Here is a 17,487-nt window from a genome sequence, read left to right as displayed (position 1 = left end):
GTTCCTGGGTTAGGGGGCCTTTTGTAATAGTCCGAGAGACTTCGCAGCCACTATTTGAACCGGTAAAATGAAATTCCGGCCACGAATGCATCCAACCCGGCCGAGCGCGCGTAGCGGTTCAAGTCGCTGGTTCTGTTGATGAATCCAGAGTTCTGGAAATTCAGAGACGTATTGCAAAGCACTCCGACACCAGAGAGCTTTTTGTATTCTTGCAGCAACATGTAAAGCCGCGCGTTTTGTTGCCGGTTCACGGTTTGCACACGTGCCGACCCGTCCAGATGCTCGACCGCCTTCAATCTGGGGTCGGTGACCCTTTGAAAATGCAACATGTAGGGCGATGGGCCGTCCCAATCGAAATGCTCTGACACGTCTTCCTCAAGGCAAACCGGTGCGATCGGCGCATTTGATTGCCGTCCCTTGATACGGTTCAACCGGGTTCGAGTTGCAGCATCAAACGGTGCGGCAAGAATTGATCGGTTCCCCAACGCGCGCGGTCCGATCTCACAGTTTCCAGTGGCCCAACCGACAACTGCACCCTCACGCAAGGCGGCCGCGACGTCCGATAGGTTCAACTCTGACATGCTGACATCCGCCAGATCGATCTGATCGTCGATGAACGACTGTCCGGAGTTCACGTCCCAGTCCAGTTTTGCCTGCCCAGTATAGTGCCGCATCGCATCCACGGCGGTCCCGATCGCGCTGCCGGAATCGCTGGTACAGGGCGGCACAAAAACATCGCGGAACAAACCGCTGTTCTTCCAGCGCGTGTTCCAGTCGCAATTTAATCCACAGCCGCCGGAAATCAGCAACGGATACCCGTTTGTCAAATTTGCCTCGGCAAATCGGTGGAACCGATCAAACAGAGCATCCGAGAATCTGGCTGCCAGATCATAAAACTGCGAACTATCTGTACCTATGTTAAAAAAGCGCGAAGAAGAAAAGTCGCTTTTTTTCAGCGGCTTCGTATCGGAATCCCAGTCCAGTATGGCTTCGATCAACGCATCCGCATCCCTGTCCACACGGCTCGCATCACCCATGGCACTTGCCGCCATCAGTTTGCCGGCGTTGCTTTTGCGGAACGAACCATCGGATGGCCTGTAGGCCGGGTCGGCCAGGTCATATAGTGACGCATATTTGTGACCAGGTGCGCTGAGAACCTGGCCCAGATGGTGAATATTCAAAGCGCTGTCGATCTCGTAGAAATCGCCCAACACGCCCTCCCATACCAGGGCATAGCAGGGTTCGCCCTGCGGGAATGGCGATAGTGCGTAGGCTGCCCACAAGTGCGACCGCTCATGCGTCGAGGAATAATAGTCCAGCGTCTTGCCGAAAAATGTCGTCTTTCTGAATTGCTCTGACCCCGGACCAACGCCGCGATATCCTGCGCCCGAGACGGTGGCATGATCCGATTGCGGTATGGACCAGCCACTCAGCGCGATCCCGTCCGGTAGTTGGTTGAACCAGAGGCCTGCGTCAATAAAAGTATCCGGTGTTACGGCGGCATTGCGTGGGAAGCCGCCCTTTTCGGCCTCATATGAAAACAGCAATCGTCGTGAAGTTGTGTCTATGCCTGCAATCGTACCGTCATGACCAGGTTTGAAAGACAATATTTTCATGGCATCGCAATCGTTAAATCATCAAAGCTTGGCTTTATGAGCCGCAGAGTGATCAACTCAATCGCGGTCCCAGAGCATCTGCAGCCTGAGCGATTACGAAAGAAAAATAAAGTATATGTTTCACCGCGCTAAACGCGCGGCAATGTCTTGTTGGAACTGGGCAGTTGTTGTCTGGGACGTATCTGGTGCCGTTCAGCCGCGCCATGTACGGACGTCGCCGCAATCCATATGCACGAAATTGGAGCGATAGTACTGGCCCACGCCGCCCGCGCGGCAAGACATGGCGGCCTTTGCCATCTGAGATACCGACCGAGACCCCAGCCGAAGATCCGCAGCCTGTCCCTTCATGTGAAGCGAATTCCGCGCCACGCCGCGAGACCGCGACCGCAGCATCGCGTTGGTCTTTGGTGAACGATAGCCCGACAACAGCATGTAGGGCTCGCTGACATCCAGAAGATTGTGCGAGGCGGCCATGATGTCGATCGTCCGCAGGTCCATCTTCATGACCTGATCATTGCGCCAGTCACGCATGAAGTGGTTCACTTCCTTGACGGCGTCCTTGATGTATTTTCCATCGACCCAATAGACCATGTCGATCCGTTCGCCGGTGCGTCCGGAATACATGCGGATACGACGAATATCGCCACCGCCGCGAAGAAACCCTGCTGCATTGGAATAAGTCGGTGCCGCGATCACTGCCGTAGCGGCAAATGCGCCCAATAGGGCACGTCGGGTCAAACCCGAACTACTGCTCTTGGTCATTTTTGTTTCGTCCCGTACTGTTCCTGCCTGCACACGATGTTACGCATGCTGTCTTAATTTTTTCCCATCCCAGATGCGGATTTTATGACACAGCCGGATTCGTGAGCCAAGCAGTGTTTCGCTCAGGTGCTTTCAAGGGGGAATTTTCGGCAGTTTTTTGCGCAATTGACGCAGACGAGTCACGAAAGTGAGCAGGCGCCCAAAAGCGAGATGCAAACGCGCATCAGCGCGCAAAAGATGCGGATTGGTGATACATTTGTGAATAGACAAGTCTGCAGTGAACGAACATTATTTCCCTTACGCCCTGTTTGAGGCGCTCAAGTCATTGAATAACCAAGGTCATCTCATGTCGCCTGTTGCCCGTACCAGTACCCGTTTCCTCTTTGCGCTGGGTTTTGCCTTGTCCGCGTCCTTTGCCAAGGGGGACACAAGTTCGACCGCGTTCCAGATGGCGCTGGCGGAAAACACCGCATCGAACCCGGCTATTTCGGCGTACTACCGCCAGAACGCTTATCAGCCCGTTTGGGTCGGAACCGCGCCCGAACACAAAGCGCGTCGGGCAGCTTTGGTTCAGGCGTTGTCGAATACCGATCGCCACGGTCTGCCTGCGGCGCGTTATGACGTACAGTCCCTCATCGACCAGATGGAACAGGCGCGAACCACGCGCGACCTGGGTGCGGTTGAGGCGCAGTTGAGCCGGGTTTTTGTGAAATATGCCAGCGACTTGCAGGCCGGAACTGTCAGGCCATCGCAAATCGACGATGGGCTTGTGCGTGAGGTCGAGCGGCGTCCGGCAGCAGACCATTTGCAGCGCCTCGTCGCGGGTCATCCTGGGGGCTATATCCAACAGCTTGGTCCGGACTCGCCGCAATACCGCGCATTGATGAAGCAGAAGATGGCCCTTCAGGATCTGATCGCCCAAGGCGGTTGGGGGGCGACTGTGCCCGTCACCAAACTGGAGAGGGGTGACTCCGGTGCGAACGTCGTAAAGTTGCGCAATCGGTTGGTTACGATGGGGTATCTGAAACCCACGGCGAGTCCCGATTTTGACGACGCGTTGGTCGCGGCAGTTCAGGCTTTCCAAGCAGCGCACGGACTTGAAGCAGATGGTGTTGCTGGCAAGGGCACCATCACCGAATTGAATCGCCCGGCATCGGACAGGCTGAAGGCCGTTCTGGTGGCGTTAGAGCGGGAACGCTGGCTGCCGGAGGAGCGCGGCGAACGGCATGTTCTGGTCAATCAGGCCGATTTCTCGGCCAAAATCGTCGACGATGGTCGGGTGACATTTGAAACTCGCGCGGTCATCGGCAAGAACGTACATGACCGCCGCAGCCCCGAGTTCTCGGATGAGATGGAGCATATGGTGATCAATCCAAGCTGGTATGTGCCACGCTCGATCATCACCAAGGAATACCTGCCAAAGCTGCGCGCGAACCCGAACGCGGTGGGTCACATCCAGATCACGGATCGGCGCGGGCGTCAGGTGAACCGCGGGGCGGTGGACTTTAATCAGTTCACCGCGCGAAATTTCCCGTTTTCGATGCGCCAGCCCCCCAGCAAGAGCAATGCACTGGGGCTGGTAAAGTTCATGTTCCCCAATAAGCACAACATCTATCTGCATGATACGCCACAGAAAAGTCTGTTTGCGCGTGAGGTGCGGGCTTTCTCTCATGGCTGTATCCGACTGGCCCAACCGTTTGAGTTCGCTTATGCGCTGCTGGCCCGGCAGGAAGAGGACCCCAAGGCATTTTTCCATCGTGTCCTGAACACCGGCAAAGAGACCAAGGTCAATCTGGAGAAACCGGTTCCGGTGCATCTGATCTACCGCACGGCGTATATCGGCCCCAAGGGTGAGGTCCAGTATCGTCGCGACGTTTACAAACGGGATCAAAAAATCTGGGACGCGCTGCAGAAGGCAGGGGTGGTCCTGCCGGACGTTCAGGGGTAATCACTGGGGCAAATCCTGCAATAAGGAAGCCCGACATGCAGTTCACTATTCAGCAAATCGCTCAGTCTCTTGGTGCCGAAGCCGAGGGACAAACCGATCTGACGATACTGCGCGCAGCGGAGCCTGGTGATGCGGGGCCAACCGATCTGGCAATGGCCATGGCACCAAAGTATGCCGAGGCTCTTTCAACAGGCGGCGCACGGGCCGCTGTTCTTTGGGAAGGAGCGGACTGGAAGGCCCTTGGCCTAGATGCCGCGATCTTTGTGAAACGTCCCCGAATGGCGATGGCGGGGATAACGTCGATGTTGGACCGGGGGCAGGGTGTCGCCGAGGGCATTCACCCGTCGGCAGTTGTAGACCCCACCGCGGAGATTGGTGCTGACGTATCAATTGGACCTCTGGCCGTGATCGGTGCGCGTGCGCGGGTTGGGGCAGGCTCGGTAATTGGGTCGCATTGTGTGATCGGCATGGATGCCTCAATCGGTGAAAACGCCGTATTGCGCGAAATGGTCAGCATCGGCGCGCGGTGTCAGATCGGTGACAGATTCATCGCCCAACCCGGAGCGCGTATCGGAGGGGACGGTTTCAGCTTTGTGACACCCGAAGTGTCAGGGGCCGAAAATGCCCGCAAAACCCTTGGGGATCAGGGCGAGGCCAAGGCGCAAAGCTGGCTGCGCATCCACTCGCTCGGCGCGGTCGAGATCGGAGATGATGTCGAGGTCGGCTCAAACTGCACTGTCGACAATGGCACGATCCGCAACACGGTGATCGGCAGCGGGTCGAAACTGGATAACCTCGTGCATGTGGGCCACAACACGCGGGTCGGAAATGACTGTCTGCTATGCGGCCAGACAGGTGTTTCCGGTTCGGTTGAAATAGGCAACAACGTGGTCTTGGGTGGCCAGACCGGGGTTGTAGACAACATTTTCATCGGCGATGGCGTGATCTCGGGCGGCGGCACCAAGATACTGTCCAACGTTCCTGCCGGACGTGTCATTATGGGCTATCCCGGCATCAAAATGGAAAGCCATACCGAGATATACAAAGCGCAGCGTCGTCTGCCCCGATTGGCCAGCGACGTAGCGGCTTTGAAAAAGGCTGTTTCCAAACAGCCTCCGAGCGATTAAATCATCCCCAACGCGACAATCAGGGGAACGATATGAGCATCAGCGACCGCGTCATCGCAATCATTGCAGAGCAGGCCGTGCTGGAGCCATCGGATGTCACACCCGACAGCACCCTCGAGGATCTGGGTATCGACAGCCTGGGCCTGGTCGAAAGCATTTTCGCCATCGAAGAAGAGTTTGACATCTCGGTGCCGTTCAATGCGAATGAGCCAACTGCCAGTGATTTTGACATATCGAATGTCGCGAAGATCATCGCGGGTATCGAAAAGCTGGTGTCGGAAAAGGTCTGACATAATCTCATGAAGCGCGTCGTCATTACCGGGGCCGGTACAATCAACTCACTGGGCCACTCGGTGCCCGATACGCTGGAAGCCATGCGCGAGGGGCGTTGCGGAATCTCTGAACTGGAGTTTCGTGATGTCGAGAGACTGGCTATCAAAATCGGTGGGCAGGTGCGCGGGTTTGAGGCTGAAGGCCGTTTCAACCGCCAGCAGATGACCTTGTATGATCGGTTCACGCAGTTCACGCTGACCGCCGCGAAAGAGGCCATCCAGCAATCCGGGATCGAATTTCACGGCGACGTGGCCGCGCGCTCTGGGGTGGTTCTGGGGACAGCTGGTGGTGGGGTTTCGACCTGGGATGACAATTACCGGTCCGTCTATGAGGACGGAAAGAACCGCGTGCATCCTTTTGTCGTGCCCAAGCTGATGAACAACGCAGCGGCAAGCCATGTGTCGATGGAACACAACCTCAAGGGCCCCAGTTTTACTGTTTCGACCGCTTGCGCGTCGTCGAACCACGCCATGGCGCTGGCGTTTCAAATGGTCCGCAGTGGCGCCGCGCCGGCGATGCTCACTGGCGGTTCGGAATCGATGTTGTGCTTTGGCGGCGTCAAGGCGTGGGAGGGGTTGCGCGTCATGTCCAAAGACGCCTGCCGACCTTTTAGCGCCAATCGCAACGGCATGGTGCAAGGCGAGGGTGCTGGCGTCTTCGTATTTGAAGAATATGATCACGCTCGGGCGCGCGGCGCTGACATCCTGTGCGAAGTGGTCGGCTTTGCAATGTCCTCGGACGCGGCAGATATCGTGATGCCCAGCAAACAGGGCGCCTCGCGCGCGATGGCCGGGGCACTGGCGGATGCCGGGCTGAACGCCAGCGACGTTGGCTATATCAACGCGCACGGGACGGGCACCGCGGCCAATGACAAGACCGAATGCGCGGCTGTTGCAGATGTATTTGGCAAACACGCCGATGATCTGATGATTTCATCGACCAAGTCGATGCATGGTCATCTGATCGGCGGCACCGGCGCGGTCGAGTTGTTGGCTTGTATCATGGCCCTGCGCGACGGGGTCATTGCGCCGACAATCGGCTATGAAGAACCCGACCCCGAATGTGCCCTGGACGTGGTTCCGAACGAGGCGCGCGATGCGAAAATCGACGTCGCACTTAGCAATGCCTTCGCATTTGGTGGGTTGAATGCTGTTCTGGCACTGAAACGCGTCTGAAGCGTGGTAACGCCCAAAAAAACGCCGCTGGTTGGAACCAGCGGCGCATTTGTTTCCGCTCGGTTCAGTTCTCGAGCGGTATCAACTTGTCAAAGCCACTGGTGAAGCCCGCCAAGGACATTTCAGTCTCGAGCAACTGAGTGGGGGCAAGAATTGACACCAGAGAAATAGTCGCCGTGGTGCCACCTTTCATCGCGTCAATATCGCCTTGGGTGAAGCCTAGCTGCGCGACACATCCGACCCGGTTGCAATGGTGATAGTCGTAACGCTTGCCCGGTGCGCCGTCGATGGACAGAGCAACCTGTGCCTGAAGCATGGTTTCAAGTGGTACGATCAGGCTTGCACCGGCAACAGCCGCGTTTCCCTCGGGCAGTTTGTTGACGGAAATCTCTGCAAAGGGCAGACCCTCCTCGCCCAAAAGAACCTGGCGTAGAAGACAGGGATCGTTGCCATCTTCGGTTTTCAGGCAGGTGATATTCCAATCGCCGCTTTCTTCTTTGACATATTGCTCGCCAACGCGCGGACCTTCTTCGCCCAGATCCAGATCGGACCCGGCTTCGGTTTGCGGGACCTGTGCTTCGGTCTGCTCTTCTTGGGCCGCTTCTTGTGCGAAAACCGCGCTGCTGAACAACGCTGCGGCGACGACGTTGAAGGTGAGAAGGTTCTTGATCATGAATGCCTCGTGTTGCTGATCCAGCTTTTTGATCCGTCTATCATCCTTGCTTGAGACTGTCAGGTTCAAACCGACGCACCAAAGTTTAAATTGTCGGATTTCCGCCGTTTGAGTGGAGTTTCAATGCGTCAACACAACAGAAAAGGGAGCCGGTACATCGGCTCCCTTGACGTTTTGGTTCTCCCCGTCGGACTGGCCGACTTAGTTATGGCGCGACGTTACGAAAGGCGAACCCAGTGGTCAACTGTTAACCTGAAAAAGTGATGCATTTCCTTCGATAAACCATCAAAGACGCAAAAAGAGCCGTGCCCGAAGGCACGGCCAGTCGACAGGGAGGAAGTCGCTTTCCGCCCGGAACACCGCTTGGAAAGCAGATTGACTATCGCACCCAAAGGTTAACTTTGTATGCTTTGGACAGATCGGTAGAAGTTGGGACAGGTATCAGATGGAAAACAAGTTATTCGTTGGCGGTGGCGGAACCGAGTATGGTCAGCCACAGGGTCTGGCGCTGGATTACGCAAACCGGCATGGTCTGATTGCCGGGGCCACGGGAACGGGCAAAACCGTGACACTGCAAATCCTAGCCGAGGGGTTTTCGCAGGCTGGCGTTCCGGTTTTCCTTGCTGATGTCAAAGGCGATCTGTCGGGGCTCGCAAAACCCGGCAGTGCAGATCACAAGCTGCATCAGGCGTTTCAGGACCGGGCATCCCGGATCGGCTTTGATGCGTTTTCCTACGCAGCCTGCCCGGTGACCTTTTGGGACCTGTTCGGGGATCAGGGCCATCCGGTTCGTACGACTGTTACCGAAATGGGCCCGCTGCTGCTGTCCCGCTTGTTGGAACTGAGTGAGGCGCAAGAGGGCATCCTGAACATAGCTTTCCGCGTCGCGGACGAGGAAGGCATGCCGTTGCTGGACCTCAAGGACCTGCAAGCTCTTCTGGTCTGGATCGGCGAGAACAGAGAGCAGCTGTCACTGCGCTATGGCAATGTATCGACCGCCTCGATCGGTGCGATTCAACGTCGCCTGCTGGTATTGGAAAACCAGGGCGGCACCAATCTTTTCGGCGAACCTGCGCTCGATCTGTCCGATCTGATGCGTGTGGACGAAAACGGGCAGGGGATGGTGAACATTCTGGCCTCGGACAAACTGATGGGCGCGCCGCGCCTGTATGCAACGTTCCTTCTGTGGTTGCTCAGCGAACTGTTCGAGGAACTGCCCGAAGTTGGCGACCCGGACAAACCCAAGCTGGTGTTCTTTTTTGACGAAGCGCATCTGCTGTTCGATGATGCCCCAAAAGTTCTAGTGGACAAGGTCGAGCAGGTCGCGCGCCTGATCCGCTCCAAGGGGGTCGGGGTCTATTTTATCACGCAGAACCCGGCCGACATCCCCGAAGATATTCTGGGCCAGTTGGGCAACCGGATACAGCATGCCCTGCGCGCATTCACCGCCAAGGATCGCAAGAACCTGCGACTGGCCGCCGAAACTTATCGCGAAAACCCGGCCTTCGACACGGAAACAGCCATTCGCGAGGTTGGTGTGGGCGAGGCTGTAACCTCGATGCTCGAGAAAAATGGGATACCGGGGGTGGTCGAACGGACGTTGATCCGGCCACCCGGGTCTCAACTCGGGCCGATCACAGCGAGCGAGCGAAAGGCGTTTGTGGCGGCGTCCGAGATGGCTGCGAAATATGGTGAACGGGTAGACCGCAAATCCGCCTATGAAATCCTTCAAGCCCGTGCCCAAGCAGCAGCGCAAGCCGCAGAGCAGGCGGAAACCGAAGAGGTTCTGGCCAGCCAGTCCCCGATGGAACGCGAGTTCAGCGCCGCCAGACGGTTTTCCGGCAGCCGGGTCGGGCGGTCTTCGGCTCGGATCACCCGGCGCAAGGACACGTTCGCATCAGCCATGAGCGAAGCGGTGATCAAGGAATTGAAAGGCACGACCGGTCGCCGCATGGTCCGGGGCATATTGGGCAGCTTGTTCAAGAACCGCTGATCGCCTGGAAAGGACGCCTTGCACACAACGGCAAGGCGCTCCGACGGTCACTGGTTCAGACGGCGCTGACCTTCCTGTCGGCAATAACCATCCGCTTCGGGCACCGACATCTTGGTTGCCGGGAAGTCGATTGCTCGGTCCCACGTTACCCGGTTTTGCCGGTACAACTGGCAGGTCACCACACCTTTTGGCGTCTGCACTTTGACCGGAGTGGTCTCAAGATCTTCGGGGGTTGGGATACAACCGGCCAGCGTCGCGGCAAGTGGCAGCGCGATCAATACGGTTTTGATACTGAGTTTCATCGGGTTCACTAACGTCCTGCAATGGTTAACAAGAGACTTCGCCCAATCCCGCCAGAGACACCCATGATGCAATGATCGCGGGACGCTTCGGTTAGGTGAGTGGTGACCCCGGCGTTTACAAAATATTTACCTTTCAGGCAAGAAACCGCGCCGTTTCTGAGGCGCGGTTCCCAAAATTCCCCTCTGAATGCGGGCTATTTTTCCGGAATCAGACCTTTTGGATTGAATCTGAGCACAAGCAGCAGAACCAGTCCCATGGTGAACAGGCGCATATGTGCAGCGCTCTCTACCAGATGGGCCTTCAGCGCACTGCCATCGGGCAATCCGGCTGTGATTAGACTCATCAGCCACAGACCGATTGGCTCTACCTGAACCCACAAGAACCAGATCAGGAAAGCGCCAAGAACCGCGCCGAAATTGTTGCCCGAGCCGCCAACAATCACCATCACCCAAACCAGGAAAGTAAAGCGCAATGGGTTATACGTACCAGGCGTCAACTGACCGTCCAGCGTGGTCATCATCGCGCCTGCAATGCCACATACAGCTGAGCCCAGTACAAAGATCTGCAGATGACGACGGGTGACGTCTTTGCCCATCGCCTCGGCCGCGACCTCATTGTCGCGAATGGCGCGCATCATACGGCCCCAGGGGCTTTTCAGCGCCATCTGCGCCATCCACAGCAGCGCCAGCAGGACGATCAAAAACAGCAGCGAATATCCCAGCTTTACCGACAGGGTCGACGCGATTACAGGGTCGAGCCCAAGCCAATCGGCACGCGCAAGGAACGAGGGGTCCTGCTGTAGATCCACCTCATAGCCGACCACCGGCGCGGGGCGCGGAATGCCATAGACATTCTTGACGCCACGCGCCAACCAATCCTCGTTCTTCATGATCGCGATAATGATCTCGGCGATGCCCAGAGTGGCAATCGCGAGATAGTCCGAGCGCAAACCCAGCGCAGTTTTACCGATCAGCCAAGCTGCACCTGCGGCCAACAACCCGCCGGCAGGCCACGCAAGCAGAACTGGTAGATTGAGGCCGCCGATGTTGCCGGCAATGGCAGGATCTATCGCCTCGATTGCGGCGACATTTGGATCGAAAAGGGCGCGGTAGACAAAGAAACCGACGATCAAAATCCCGATGATCGCAAGGGTCTGAGTACGCCCTTTGGGCATCTTCTGCGCCACCATCACGGCCGCAACCACTGTTGCAGCCCCCAGCAGCAGCGCCAGGATGACACCATAACCGCCGCTTGACCAGGCGCCGGGCGTCGGTGGAGTCGAGACAAGCACAACCGCCAGTCCGCCAAGCGCGACAAAGCCCATGACACCGACGTTGAAGAGGCCGGCAAAACCCCATTGCAGGTTCACCCCAATCGACATGATGGCCGAGATAAGACCCATGTTCAGGATCAGGATCGCAGCGTTCCAGCTTTGCATGAATCCCGTGAGCAAGATCAGCGCGCCGACGACGACAAAGAGCAGCGTATTTTTGACCGTCTCGCTCATATCACTTTCCCCTTGAACAGGCCCGTGGGCTTAAACAGAAGCACGATCAGCAGGATGACGAAACTGACTGCGAATTTGTAATCGGTGGACAGGAACTGCACCAATCCGGATGGTTCAAGGCTTTCCGGTGCCAGATAGGTCAGCACCTTTTTCCAGGCATAGGTGATGGTGACTTCTGAGAACGCGATGATGAACCCGCCCGCGATCGCCCCAATCGGGTTGCCAAGGCCACCGACGATGGCCGAGGCAAAGATAGGCAGCAGAAGCTGGAAATAGACGAACGGCTTGAAGCTTTTGTCGAGGCCGTAAAGCACACCCGCCGTGGTCGCCAGTGCTGCGACGATGATCCATGTGATCATCACCACACGCTCGGGGTTGATGCCGGACAGCAGCGCCAAGTCCTCGTTATCCGAATAGGCGCGCATCGATTTACCGGTGCGGGTTTTGTTCAGGAACCAGAACAACAGCGCCACGGCGACAACAGCCACGATCACGGTAATGCCCTGAGAGGTCTTGATCGCCAGCCCCTCGCGCAGCCCGGTCATCGCCTTGAAGTCCCGCGCCGAGACAATGAAGCGTGCTCCGTCCGAGAAGCGCTGGTCATCCGGTCCGATGATGAACCGCACCAGCCCGTTCATGATGAACATCACGCCCATCGACACGATCACCAGAATGACCGGTTTGGCCTTTTGTTCCCTATAGAACCGATAAACCAGCCGGTCGGTGATCAGCACCAGAACGATACAGCCCAGAATGGCAAAGGGCAGGGCCAGCAGAGCGGTCGGCAACGGGCTGAAACTAACCCCGGCAGCCTGCAGGCCCCACGTGACCAAAACGGCAATCATTGCGCCAAAAGCCATCGTGTCACCATGGGCGAAGTTCGAGAACCGCAGGATGCCATAAATCAGCGTCACCCCCAAAGCGCCCAGCGCCAACTGGCTGCCATAGGCGATTGCGGGAACAAGGACGAAGTTGGAGAGCGCCACAAGGGCGTTGAGGAAGTCCATTAGCCATTTACCTCGCAGCGGCCAAGGCCGGTCAGGCTTATACCTTTGCCCACAAAGACGTGGGTCGTGTAAGCGACAATCCCATCAGCGAATAAGCTGAAGGTGTATGAGGCTGAGCGATCGGAATCCCAGCCATGTGCTGTCATCAGGTCGTCGGTCACTTGCTGGACTTTCAGTAACGGCAACCCACCATCTCCGAGATCAAGACGAAGCTCGTTGTCGGGCAAAAGTACAAACTCAAAATCAACACCTTGACCCGTCTTGGTTGACTGACAAGCATCGATATTGGCACACGTGTAATCCATCTTACACTTTGTGATTTCTTTTGCTGTGGCCCCACCGGAAACGACCGACAGAAGTGCTGTGAGGAACAGAACTTTCATCCTCACCCTCCCAAGAAACTCTTGCGCACTTCGGGATCGGCCAGCAGTTCCTTGCCCGTGCCGGTATAGGCGTTGCGTCCCTGAACCAGCACATATCCCTTGTCCGCTATCTCCAGCGCCTGACGGGCGTTCTGTTCGACCATCAGGATCGGCAACCCGGTGCGGGAAACCTCGATGATCCGGTCGAACAGCTCATCCATCACGATGGGCGAGACGCCGGCGGTGGGTTCGTCCAGCATCAGCACTTTGGGCTGGGTCATCAGCGCGCGGCCCACGGCGACCTGTTGGCGTTGACCGCCCGACAGCTCTCCGGCGGCTTGATTGCGCTTGTCACGCAGGATGGGGAAGAGGTCATAGACCTGTTCCATCGTCTGGCTGATGTCATCGCGGCGGATGAAAGCGCCCATCTCAAGGTTCTCTTCCACCGTCATCGAGGTGAAGATGTTTGAGGTCTGGGGTACAAAGCCCATTCCGCGCACCACACGGTCTTGTGGGCTGAGATTGGTGATGTCTTCACCATCCAACCGCACGGACCCTTGGCGAACATCCAGCATCCCGAACACTGCCTTCATCGCGGTAGACTTACCCGCGCCGTTGGGGCCGACGATTACCGCGATCTCACCCTTGTCGACCGCTATGGTGCAGTCGTGCAGGATGTCCGGTCCTTTGCCGTAACCGCCTGTCATGGTGTCGCCAATCAAAAAGGGCCCGCCTTCAACTCGATGCGTCTGACCGCTTTTACGGTGGGCGGGGGTCATGGTGCCAACCCCATGCGTATTGGTGATCGAAGCGTCCTTGTTGCCCTTGTCGTCCTGGTAGGGGTTGTCGCTCATGCGCCCGCCTCCAGCTTGTCTTTATTCTTCAGGCCGGTGCCCAAGTAAGCTTCGATCACGTGCTCGTTGGCTTTGATCTCGTCCAGAGTGCCCTCGGCCAGAACCTTGCCTTCGGCCATGCAGATGACCGGGTCGCAAATTTTGCCGATGAAATCCATGTCATGCTCGATGACCACGAACGTATAGCCGCGTTCCTTGTTCAGGCGCAGGATCGTGTCGGCGATGGTCATAAGCAGAGTGCGGTTCACACCCGCGCCGACCTCATCCAGAAACACGATCTTGGCGTCGACCATCATGGTACGGCCCAGTTCCATCAGCTTTTTCTGACCGCCCGAGACCTGACCGGCCTTGTGGTCGGCCAGATGTTCGATGGTCAGAAACTCCAGCACCTCATCGGCCTTGGCCTTCAGCGCGCGTTCCTCATCGGCGATGCGCTTGCGTCCGAACCATGTGTTCCACAGCGATTCCCCAGATTGCGCGCCGGGCACCATCATCAGGTTTTCGCGGCACGACATGGACGAAAACTCATGCGCAATCTGGAACGTGCGCAGCAAACCTTTGTGGAACAAATCGTGCGGCGGAAGGCCGGTGATCTCTTCGCCATCCATGAAAACGCGGCCCGAGGTGGGCGGCAGAACGCCTGCGATCACGTTGAACAGAGTGGTTTTTCCCGCGCCATTCGGCCCGATCAGTCCGGTGATTGACCCTTTTTGGATTTCCAGCGATGCCCCATCCACCGCATGAAACCCGCCGAAATGCTTGTGCACGTCTTCGACGACGATCATTTTTCTCCCCCAGCCGCCAATTTTTAGGCGTTATAGTCCCATCCCCAAGCAGGGTGCGGCCTTTTGTCATTGAAACAGCCCGGACACAAGGCCCGGGCTGCTTGTTTTTATGACTGTTCGCGTCTGATCAACGGAAGTTGACGGTCTTGTTTTCGCCGTCGGTTACTTCGATCTCACGGTAGGATCCCGCGCTTTCACCGGGGCCGATCAGTTCAACGCCGGATGCACCGACATAGTCAACCTCCTGACCTGCGGCCAGCAGTTCCAGACCCTTGGCCAGTTCGCCGGGATAGATCTTCTCACCCGGAGCGTTGGCAACGTCCATGATCTTGGAACCATAGTCGGCCGGGTTGGCCGAGCCCGCTGCCTGCATCGCCAGCATGAACAGCGCAGCGGCGTCATAGGCTTCAGGCGAATAGGGCGACGAGCCGTCGAAACCGGCCGCTTCGGCCATGGCAAAGTACTTCTCGGCACCTTCGCCGCCTGATCCTGCGATCTGACCGAACGAGCCGTTCAGGTCAGGACCGACGTTTGCGGGCAGCGAGTCACCGATCATACCGCCGGGCAGACCGAAGGTGTCAAACGCACCGCTGTCCAAGGCAGACTGGATGATGCCCAAACCACCTTGGTCCAGATAGCCCGCAACAACCAGGATGTCGCCACCAGCTGATGCCAGCGCGCCAACTTCGGCCGAATAGTCCGCCTTGCCATCTTCGTGCGCGGCAACGATGGTCACTTCGCCACCCGAAGCCTCAAAGGACGACTGGATCGCGTCGGCCAGGCCTTTGCCGTAATCGTTGTTGGTGTAGGTCAAAGCGATCGAGCTGATGCCGCGGTCGTTCAGGATGTCAGCCATGACCTGACCTTCACGCGCATCCGACGGTGCCGTGCGGAAGAACAAGCCATTGTCTTCCATGGTCGACAGGCCCGGCGACGTCGCCGAAGGTGAAATCATGACCATGCCGTTCGGAATCGCGACGTTCTGCAAAATCGCACCCGTCACACCCGAGCAATCGCCGCCAATGATGCCCGCGACGCCGTCGCCGATCATGCGTTCGCCATTCGATGTTGCCAGACCGTTGTCGATGCAGCCAGTGTCAGCGCGCGTGCCGGTGACGGACGTACCATCCAACAGTTTGCCGGATTCGGTGACCTCGGCCATCGCCAATTCCGCACCCGAGCCCATCGCAGGCGCCAGCGATTCAATCGGGCCGGTGAAGCCGAACAGAATGCCCAGTTTTACGTCGTCGGCCATGGCGGTACCGGCCAGCAGAGCGGTTGCTGCGGTTGCAGTAAGCAGCTTTTTCATTTGGTTACTCCCTGTTTTGAACGTTTTCGTTCTGGGCACGACCCTAGGCAAGCTGCCCGGAAAAGAAAAGTGCTAACGCAACTGTGCTTTCCCAAGCAGCAATCCTATTTGTTTTAATGGATTTGTTGCCGATCTGGCGGCATCACCAGCGGTTTGGACCAGAAAATTGGGCCAAAAATTGGGAGTGTTACCATGCTGAGAACCTGCACCCTTGCGATCCTTCTGCTTTGGGGCGGATTGACCAATGCCCAAGTCATTGAAACCTCGGTTGGGCCGATTCAGGTAACGCCGATGGTAAAGGGTCTGGATACACCATGGGCCATTGGTCTTTTGCCTGATGGCAGTTTTCTGGTGACCGAGCGTGATGGGGACTTGCTGTACATCAAAGATGGTAAATCGCACCGCGTCAAAGGTGTGCCCAAAGTAGCCGTCAAAGGGCAGGGCGGTCTGCTCGATGTGACCGTCGCGCGGGACTTCGGAACAAGCCGCGAGGTATTTCTGTCTTTTTCCAAGCCTCAGAAGGGTGGTGCCGGAACTGCCGTTGCAGTTGCCCGCCTGTCCGAATCCGGCGACCGGTTGACCAATCTGCGCGTGATTTTCGAGGCCATTCCGGGCGGCAGCGGCGGTCGGCATTTCGGCTCGCGCGTGGTCGAGGCGGCGGATGGTGCGCTATTTGTTACAATTGGTGACCGAGGTGACCGACCGCAGGCGCAGGACCGGTCGAACCATATGGGAACAGTAATTCGGATCAACCGAGATGGTACGGTCCCGGCGGACAACCCCTTTATCGGCCAGCCCGGCATGCGTCCTGAAATCTGGAGCTATGGTCATCGCAACCCGCAGGGCGCAGGCTTGGATGCGCGCGGTCGGCTGTGGGTGTCCGAACACGGTGCGCGCGGAGGCGACGAGGTGAACATGGTGCGTCCAGGGGCGAACTACGGATGGCCTGTCATTTCTTATGGCGTCCATTACTCGGGGCAAAAGATCGGCGAAGGGACAACGAAGCAGGGCATGGAACAGCCCCGGCACTATTGGGACCCGTCCATCGCCCCTTCCGGTCTGCTGGTTTATTCCGGCAAGCTCTGGCCGCAGTGGAAGGGCAGCCTTTTTGTCGGCTCGCTAAAGTTCGATTACATCGCAAGGCTAACCGGTCAGCCCTTGCGTGAAATTGAACAGATAAAGGGCGGTGAAACTGAACGCGTCCGTGACATTGTTGAGGCACCGGACGGGTCGATCTGGTTCATTTCTGTGGGGCGGGGCGCGGTTTACAGGATGTCGCCGCAACCCTAGAACGGATTTACGACAATCCAACGGAGAATTCTGTGAAACTATTTCTTGCCAAGATGTTACTTGCGCTCGGTGCGTTACCTGCCTTCGCAGACGAAGCTTTCAGCTCTTACGAGGACTACGAGAACTACATTGAACAGAAGATAAAAAATCGCGAGTTTACGAATGTCGTTCTGCGTTTGGGCGGAGCCGACGAATTCACGCCCGAACAATTGAGGGTCATACAGAATCAACTGCGTGACGCTGTGCCCTATTATCTGACAGACACTGCCATTATGGAGCGTGTTGAGCTTTCCAATGGCTTTTCCCACGAAATGCGCGCGTTTTGGAACGACAAAAACAGCTATTTCTTCTACTATGCGCTTGTCCACGAGCGCGAAGATGGCGTGTTGGTTCTGCGGTTCAACATGAACACAAGCTCCGAAGAACTGTTTAAACTTTATTGA

At 57.2% G+C, this 17,487-nt stretch carries 17 protein-coding genes; 7 read left to right on the top strand and 10 right to left on the bottom strand.

What is annotated here, in order from left to right; translation table 11 throughout:
* Positions 1–50: 50 nt before the first annotated feature.
* A complete protein-coding gene (locus ACR0JA_RS03135; protein WP_480569847.1) occupies positions 51–1,616 on the bottom strand; it encodes a carbamoyltransferase C-terminal domain-containing protein in 1,566 nt (521 codons plus the stop codon).
* Positions 1,617–1,808: 192 nt separating this feature from the next.
* Positions 1,809–2,378: a peptidoglycan L,D-endopeptidase MepK gene (mepK, locus tag ACR0JA_RS03130; protein ID WP_480569844.1), complete on the bottom strand. Its 570-nt coding sequence runs from the start codon at positions 2,376–2,378 to the stop codon at positions 1,809–1,811.
* Between the two features lie 346 nt (positions 2,379–2,724).
* Here mepK and ACR0JA_RS03125 point away from each other — a divergent pair, with 346 nt between their 5' ends.
* The 4 genes from ACR0JA_RS03125 to ACR0JA_RS03110 are packed head-to-tail and all read left to right on the top strand — an operon-like array spanning position 2,725 to position 6,961.
* Positions 2,725–4,326 (top strand): L,D-transpeptidase family protein, encoded by a 1,602-nt coding sequence (locus ACR0JA_RS03125; protein WP_480569841.1) that lies wholly within the window; start codon positions 2,725–2,727, stop codon positions 4,324–4,326.
* A 35-nt stretch (positions 4,327–4,361) separates the two neighbouring features.
* Entirely contained in the window at positions 4,362–5,453 is a 1,092-nt protein-coding gene (gene lpxD, locus ACR0JA_RS03120) for a UDP-3-O-(3-hydroxymyristoyl)glucosamine N-acyltransferase (RefSeq protein WP_480569838.1), read from the top strand.
* A 32-nt stretch (positions 5,454–5,485) separates the two neighbouring features.
* Positions 5,486–5,743, top strand: coding sequence for an acyl carrier protein (locus tag ACR0JA_RS03115; RefSeq protein ID WP_170711547.1), 258 nt, complete (start codon positions 5,486–5,488; stop codon positions 5,741–5,743).
* Between the two features lie 9 nt (positions 5,744–5,752).
* Positions 5,753–6,961: a beta-ketoacyl-[acyl-carrier-protein] synthase family protein gene (locus tag ACR0JA_RS03110; protein WP_480569835.1), complete on the top strand. Its 1,209-nt coding sequence runs from the start codon at positions 5,753–5,755 to the stop codon at positions 6,959–6,961.
* Positions 6,962–7,025: 64 nt separating this feature from the next.
* Here ACR0JA_RS03110 and ACR0JA_RS03105 read toward each other — a convergent pair whose 3' ends face one another.
* Positions 7,026–7,634: an invasion associated locus B family protein gene (locus ACR0JA_RS03105; RefSeq protein WP_480569832.1), complete on the bottom strand. Its 609-nt coding sequence runs from the start codon at positions 7,632–7,634 to the stop codon at positions 7,026–7,028.
* Between the two features lie 445 nt (positions 7,635–8,079).
* Between ACR0JA_RS03105 and ACR0JA_RS03100 the strand changes: the two genes are divergently transcribed.
* Positions 8,080–9,627, top strand: coding sequence for a helicase HerA-like domain-containing protein (locus ACR0JA_RS03100; RefSeq protein WP_480569829.1), 1,548 nt, complete (start codon positions 8,080–8,082; stop codon positions 9,625–9,627).
* A 47-nt stretch (positions 9,628–9,674) separates the two neighbouring features.
* On the opposite strand, the gene ACR0JA_RS03095 is transcribed toward ACR0JA_RS03100, so the two are convergent.
* The 7 genes from ACR0JA_RS03095 to ACR0JA_RS03065 all read right to left on the bottom strand — a co-directional run bounded on the left by ACR0JA_RS03095 (position 9,675) and on the right by ACR0JA_RS03065 (position 15,754).
* Positions 9,675–9,929, bottom strand: a complete 255-nt coding sequence (locus ACR0JA_RS03095; protein ID WP_480569826.1) for a hypothetical protein — start codon at positions 9,927–9,929, stop codon at positions 9,675–9,677.
* 194 nt (positions 9,930–10,123) lie between these two features.
* A complete protein-coding gene (locus ACR0JA_RS03090) occupies positions 10,124–11,437 on the bottom strand; it encodes a branched-chain amino acid ABC transporter permease (RefSeq protein ID WP_480569823.1) in 1,314 nt (437 codons plus the stop codon).
* Complete coding sequence (locus tag ACR0JA_RS03085; protein WP_480569820.1) at positions 11,434–12,444, bottom strand: branched-chain amino acid ABC transporter permease; 1,011 nt, start codon at positions 12,442–12,444, stop codon at positions 11,434–11,436. Before ACR0JA_RS03085 ends, ACR0JA_RS03090 begins: the two co-directional genes overlap by 4 nt.
* Positions 12,444–12,827, bottom strand: coding sequence for a hypothetical protein (locus tag ACR0JA_RS03080; protein ID WP_480569817.1), 384 nt, complete (start codon positions 12,825–12,827; stop codon positions 12,444–12,446). The genes ACR0JA_RS03085 and ACR0JA_RS03080 overlap by 1 nt, the downstream gene beginning before the upstream one ends.
* A 2-nt stretch (positions 12,828–12,829) precedes the next feature.
* On the bottom strand, positions 12,830–13,660 hold the full coding sequence (locus ACR0JA_RS03075; protein WP_480569814.1) for an ABC transporter ATP-binding protein: 831 nt from the start codon (positions 13,658–13,660) through the stop codon (positions 12,830–12,832).
* The gene (locus ACR0JA_RS03070) at positions 13,657–14,445 is read right to left on the bottom strand and encodes an ABC transporter ATP-binding protein (RefSeq protein ID WP_480569811.1); all 789 of its coding nucleotides are present in this window, start codon (positions 14,443–14,445) and stop codon (positions 13,657–13,659) included. The genes ACR0JA_RS03075 and ACR0JA_RS03070 overlap by 4 nt, the downstream gene beginning before the upstream one ends.
* Positions 14,446–14,572: 127 nt before the next feature.
* Entirely contained in the window at positions 14,573–15,754 is a 1,182-nt protein-coding gene (locus tag ACR0JA_RS03065; protein ID WP_480569808.1) for an ABC transporter substrate-binding protein, read from the bottom strand.
* Positions 15,755–15,946: 192 nt separating this feature from the next.
* Here ACR0JA_RS03065 and ACR0JA_RS03060 point away from each other — a divergent pair, with 192 nt between their 5' ends.
* Positions 15,947–17,044: a PQQ-dependent sugar dehydrogenase gene (locus ACR0JA_RS03060; protein ID WP_480569805.1), complete on the top strand. Its 1,098-nt coding sequence runs from the start codon at positions 15,947–15,949 to the stop codon at positions 17,042–17,044.
* Positions 17,045–17,076: 32 nt separating this feature from the next.
* A complete protein-coding gene (locus tag ACR0JA_RS03055; protein WP_480569802.1) occupies positions 17,077–17,487 on the top strand; it encodes a hypothetical protein in 411 nt (136 codons plus the stop codon).

The organism is Ruegeria sp. AM4, assembly GCF_056540665.1.
The sequence above is the reverse complement of the archived record's forward strand: the minus strand, read 5'-3'. Positions and strand labels throughout refer to the sequence as shown.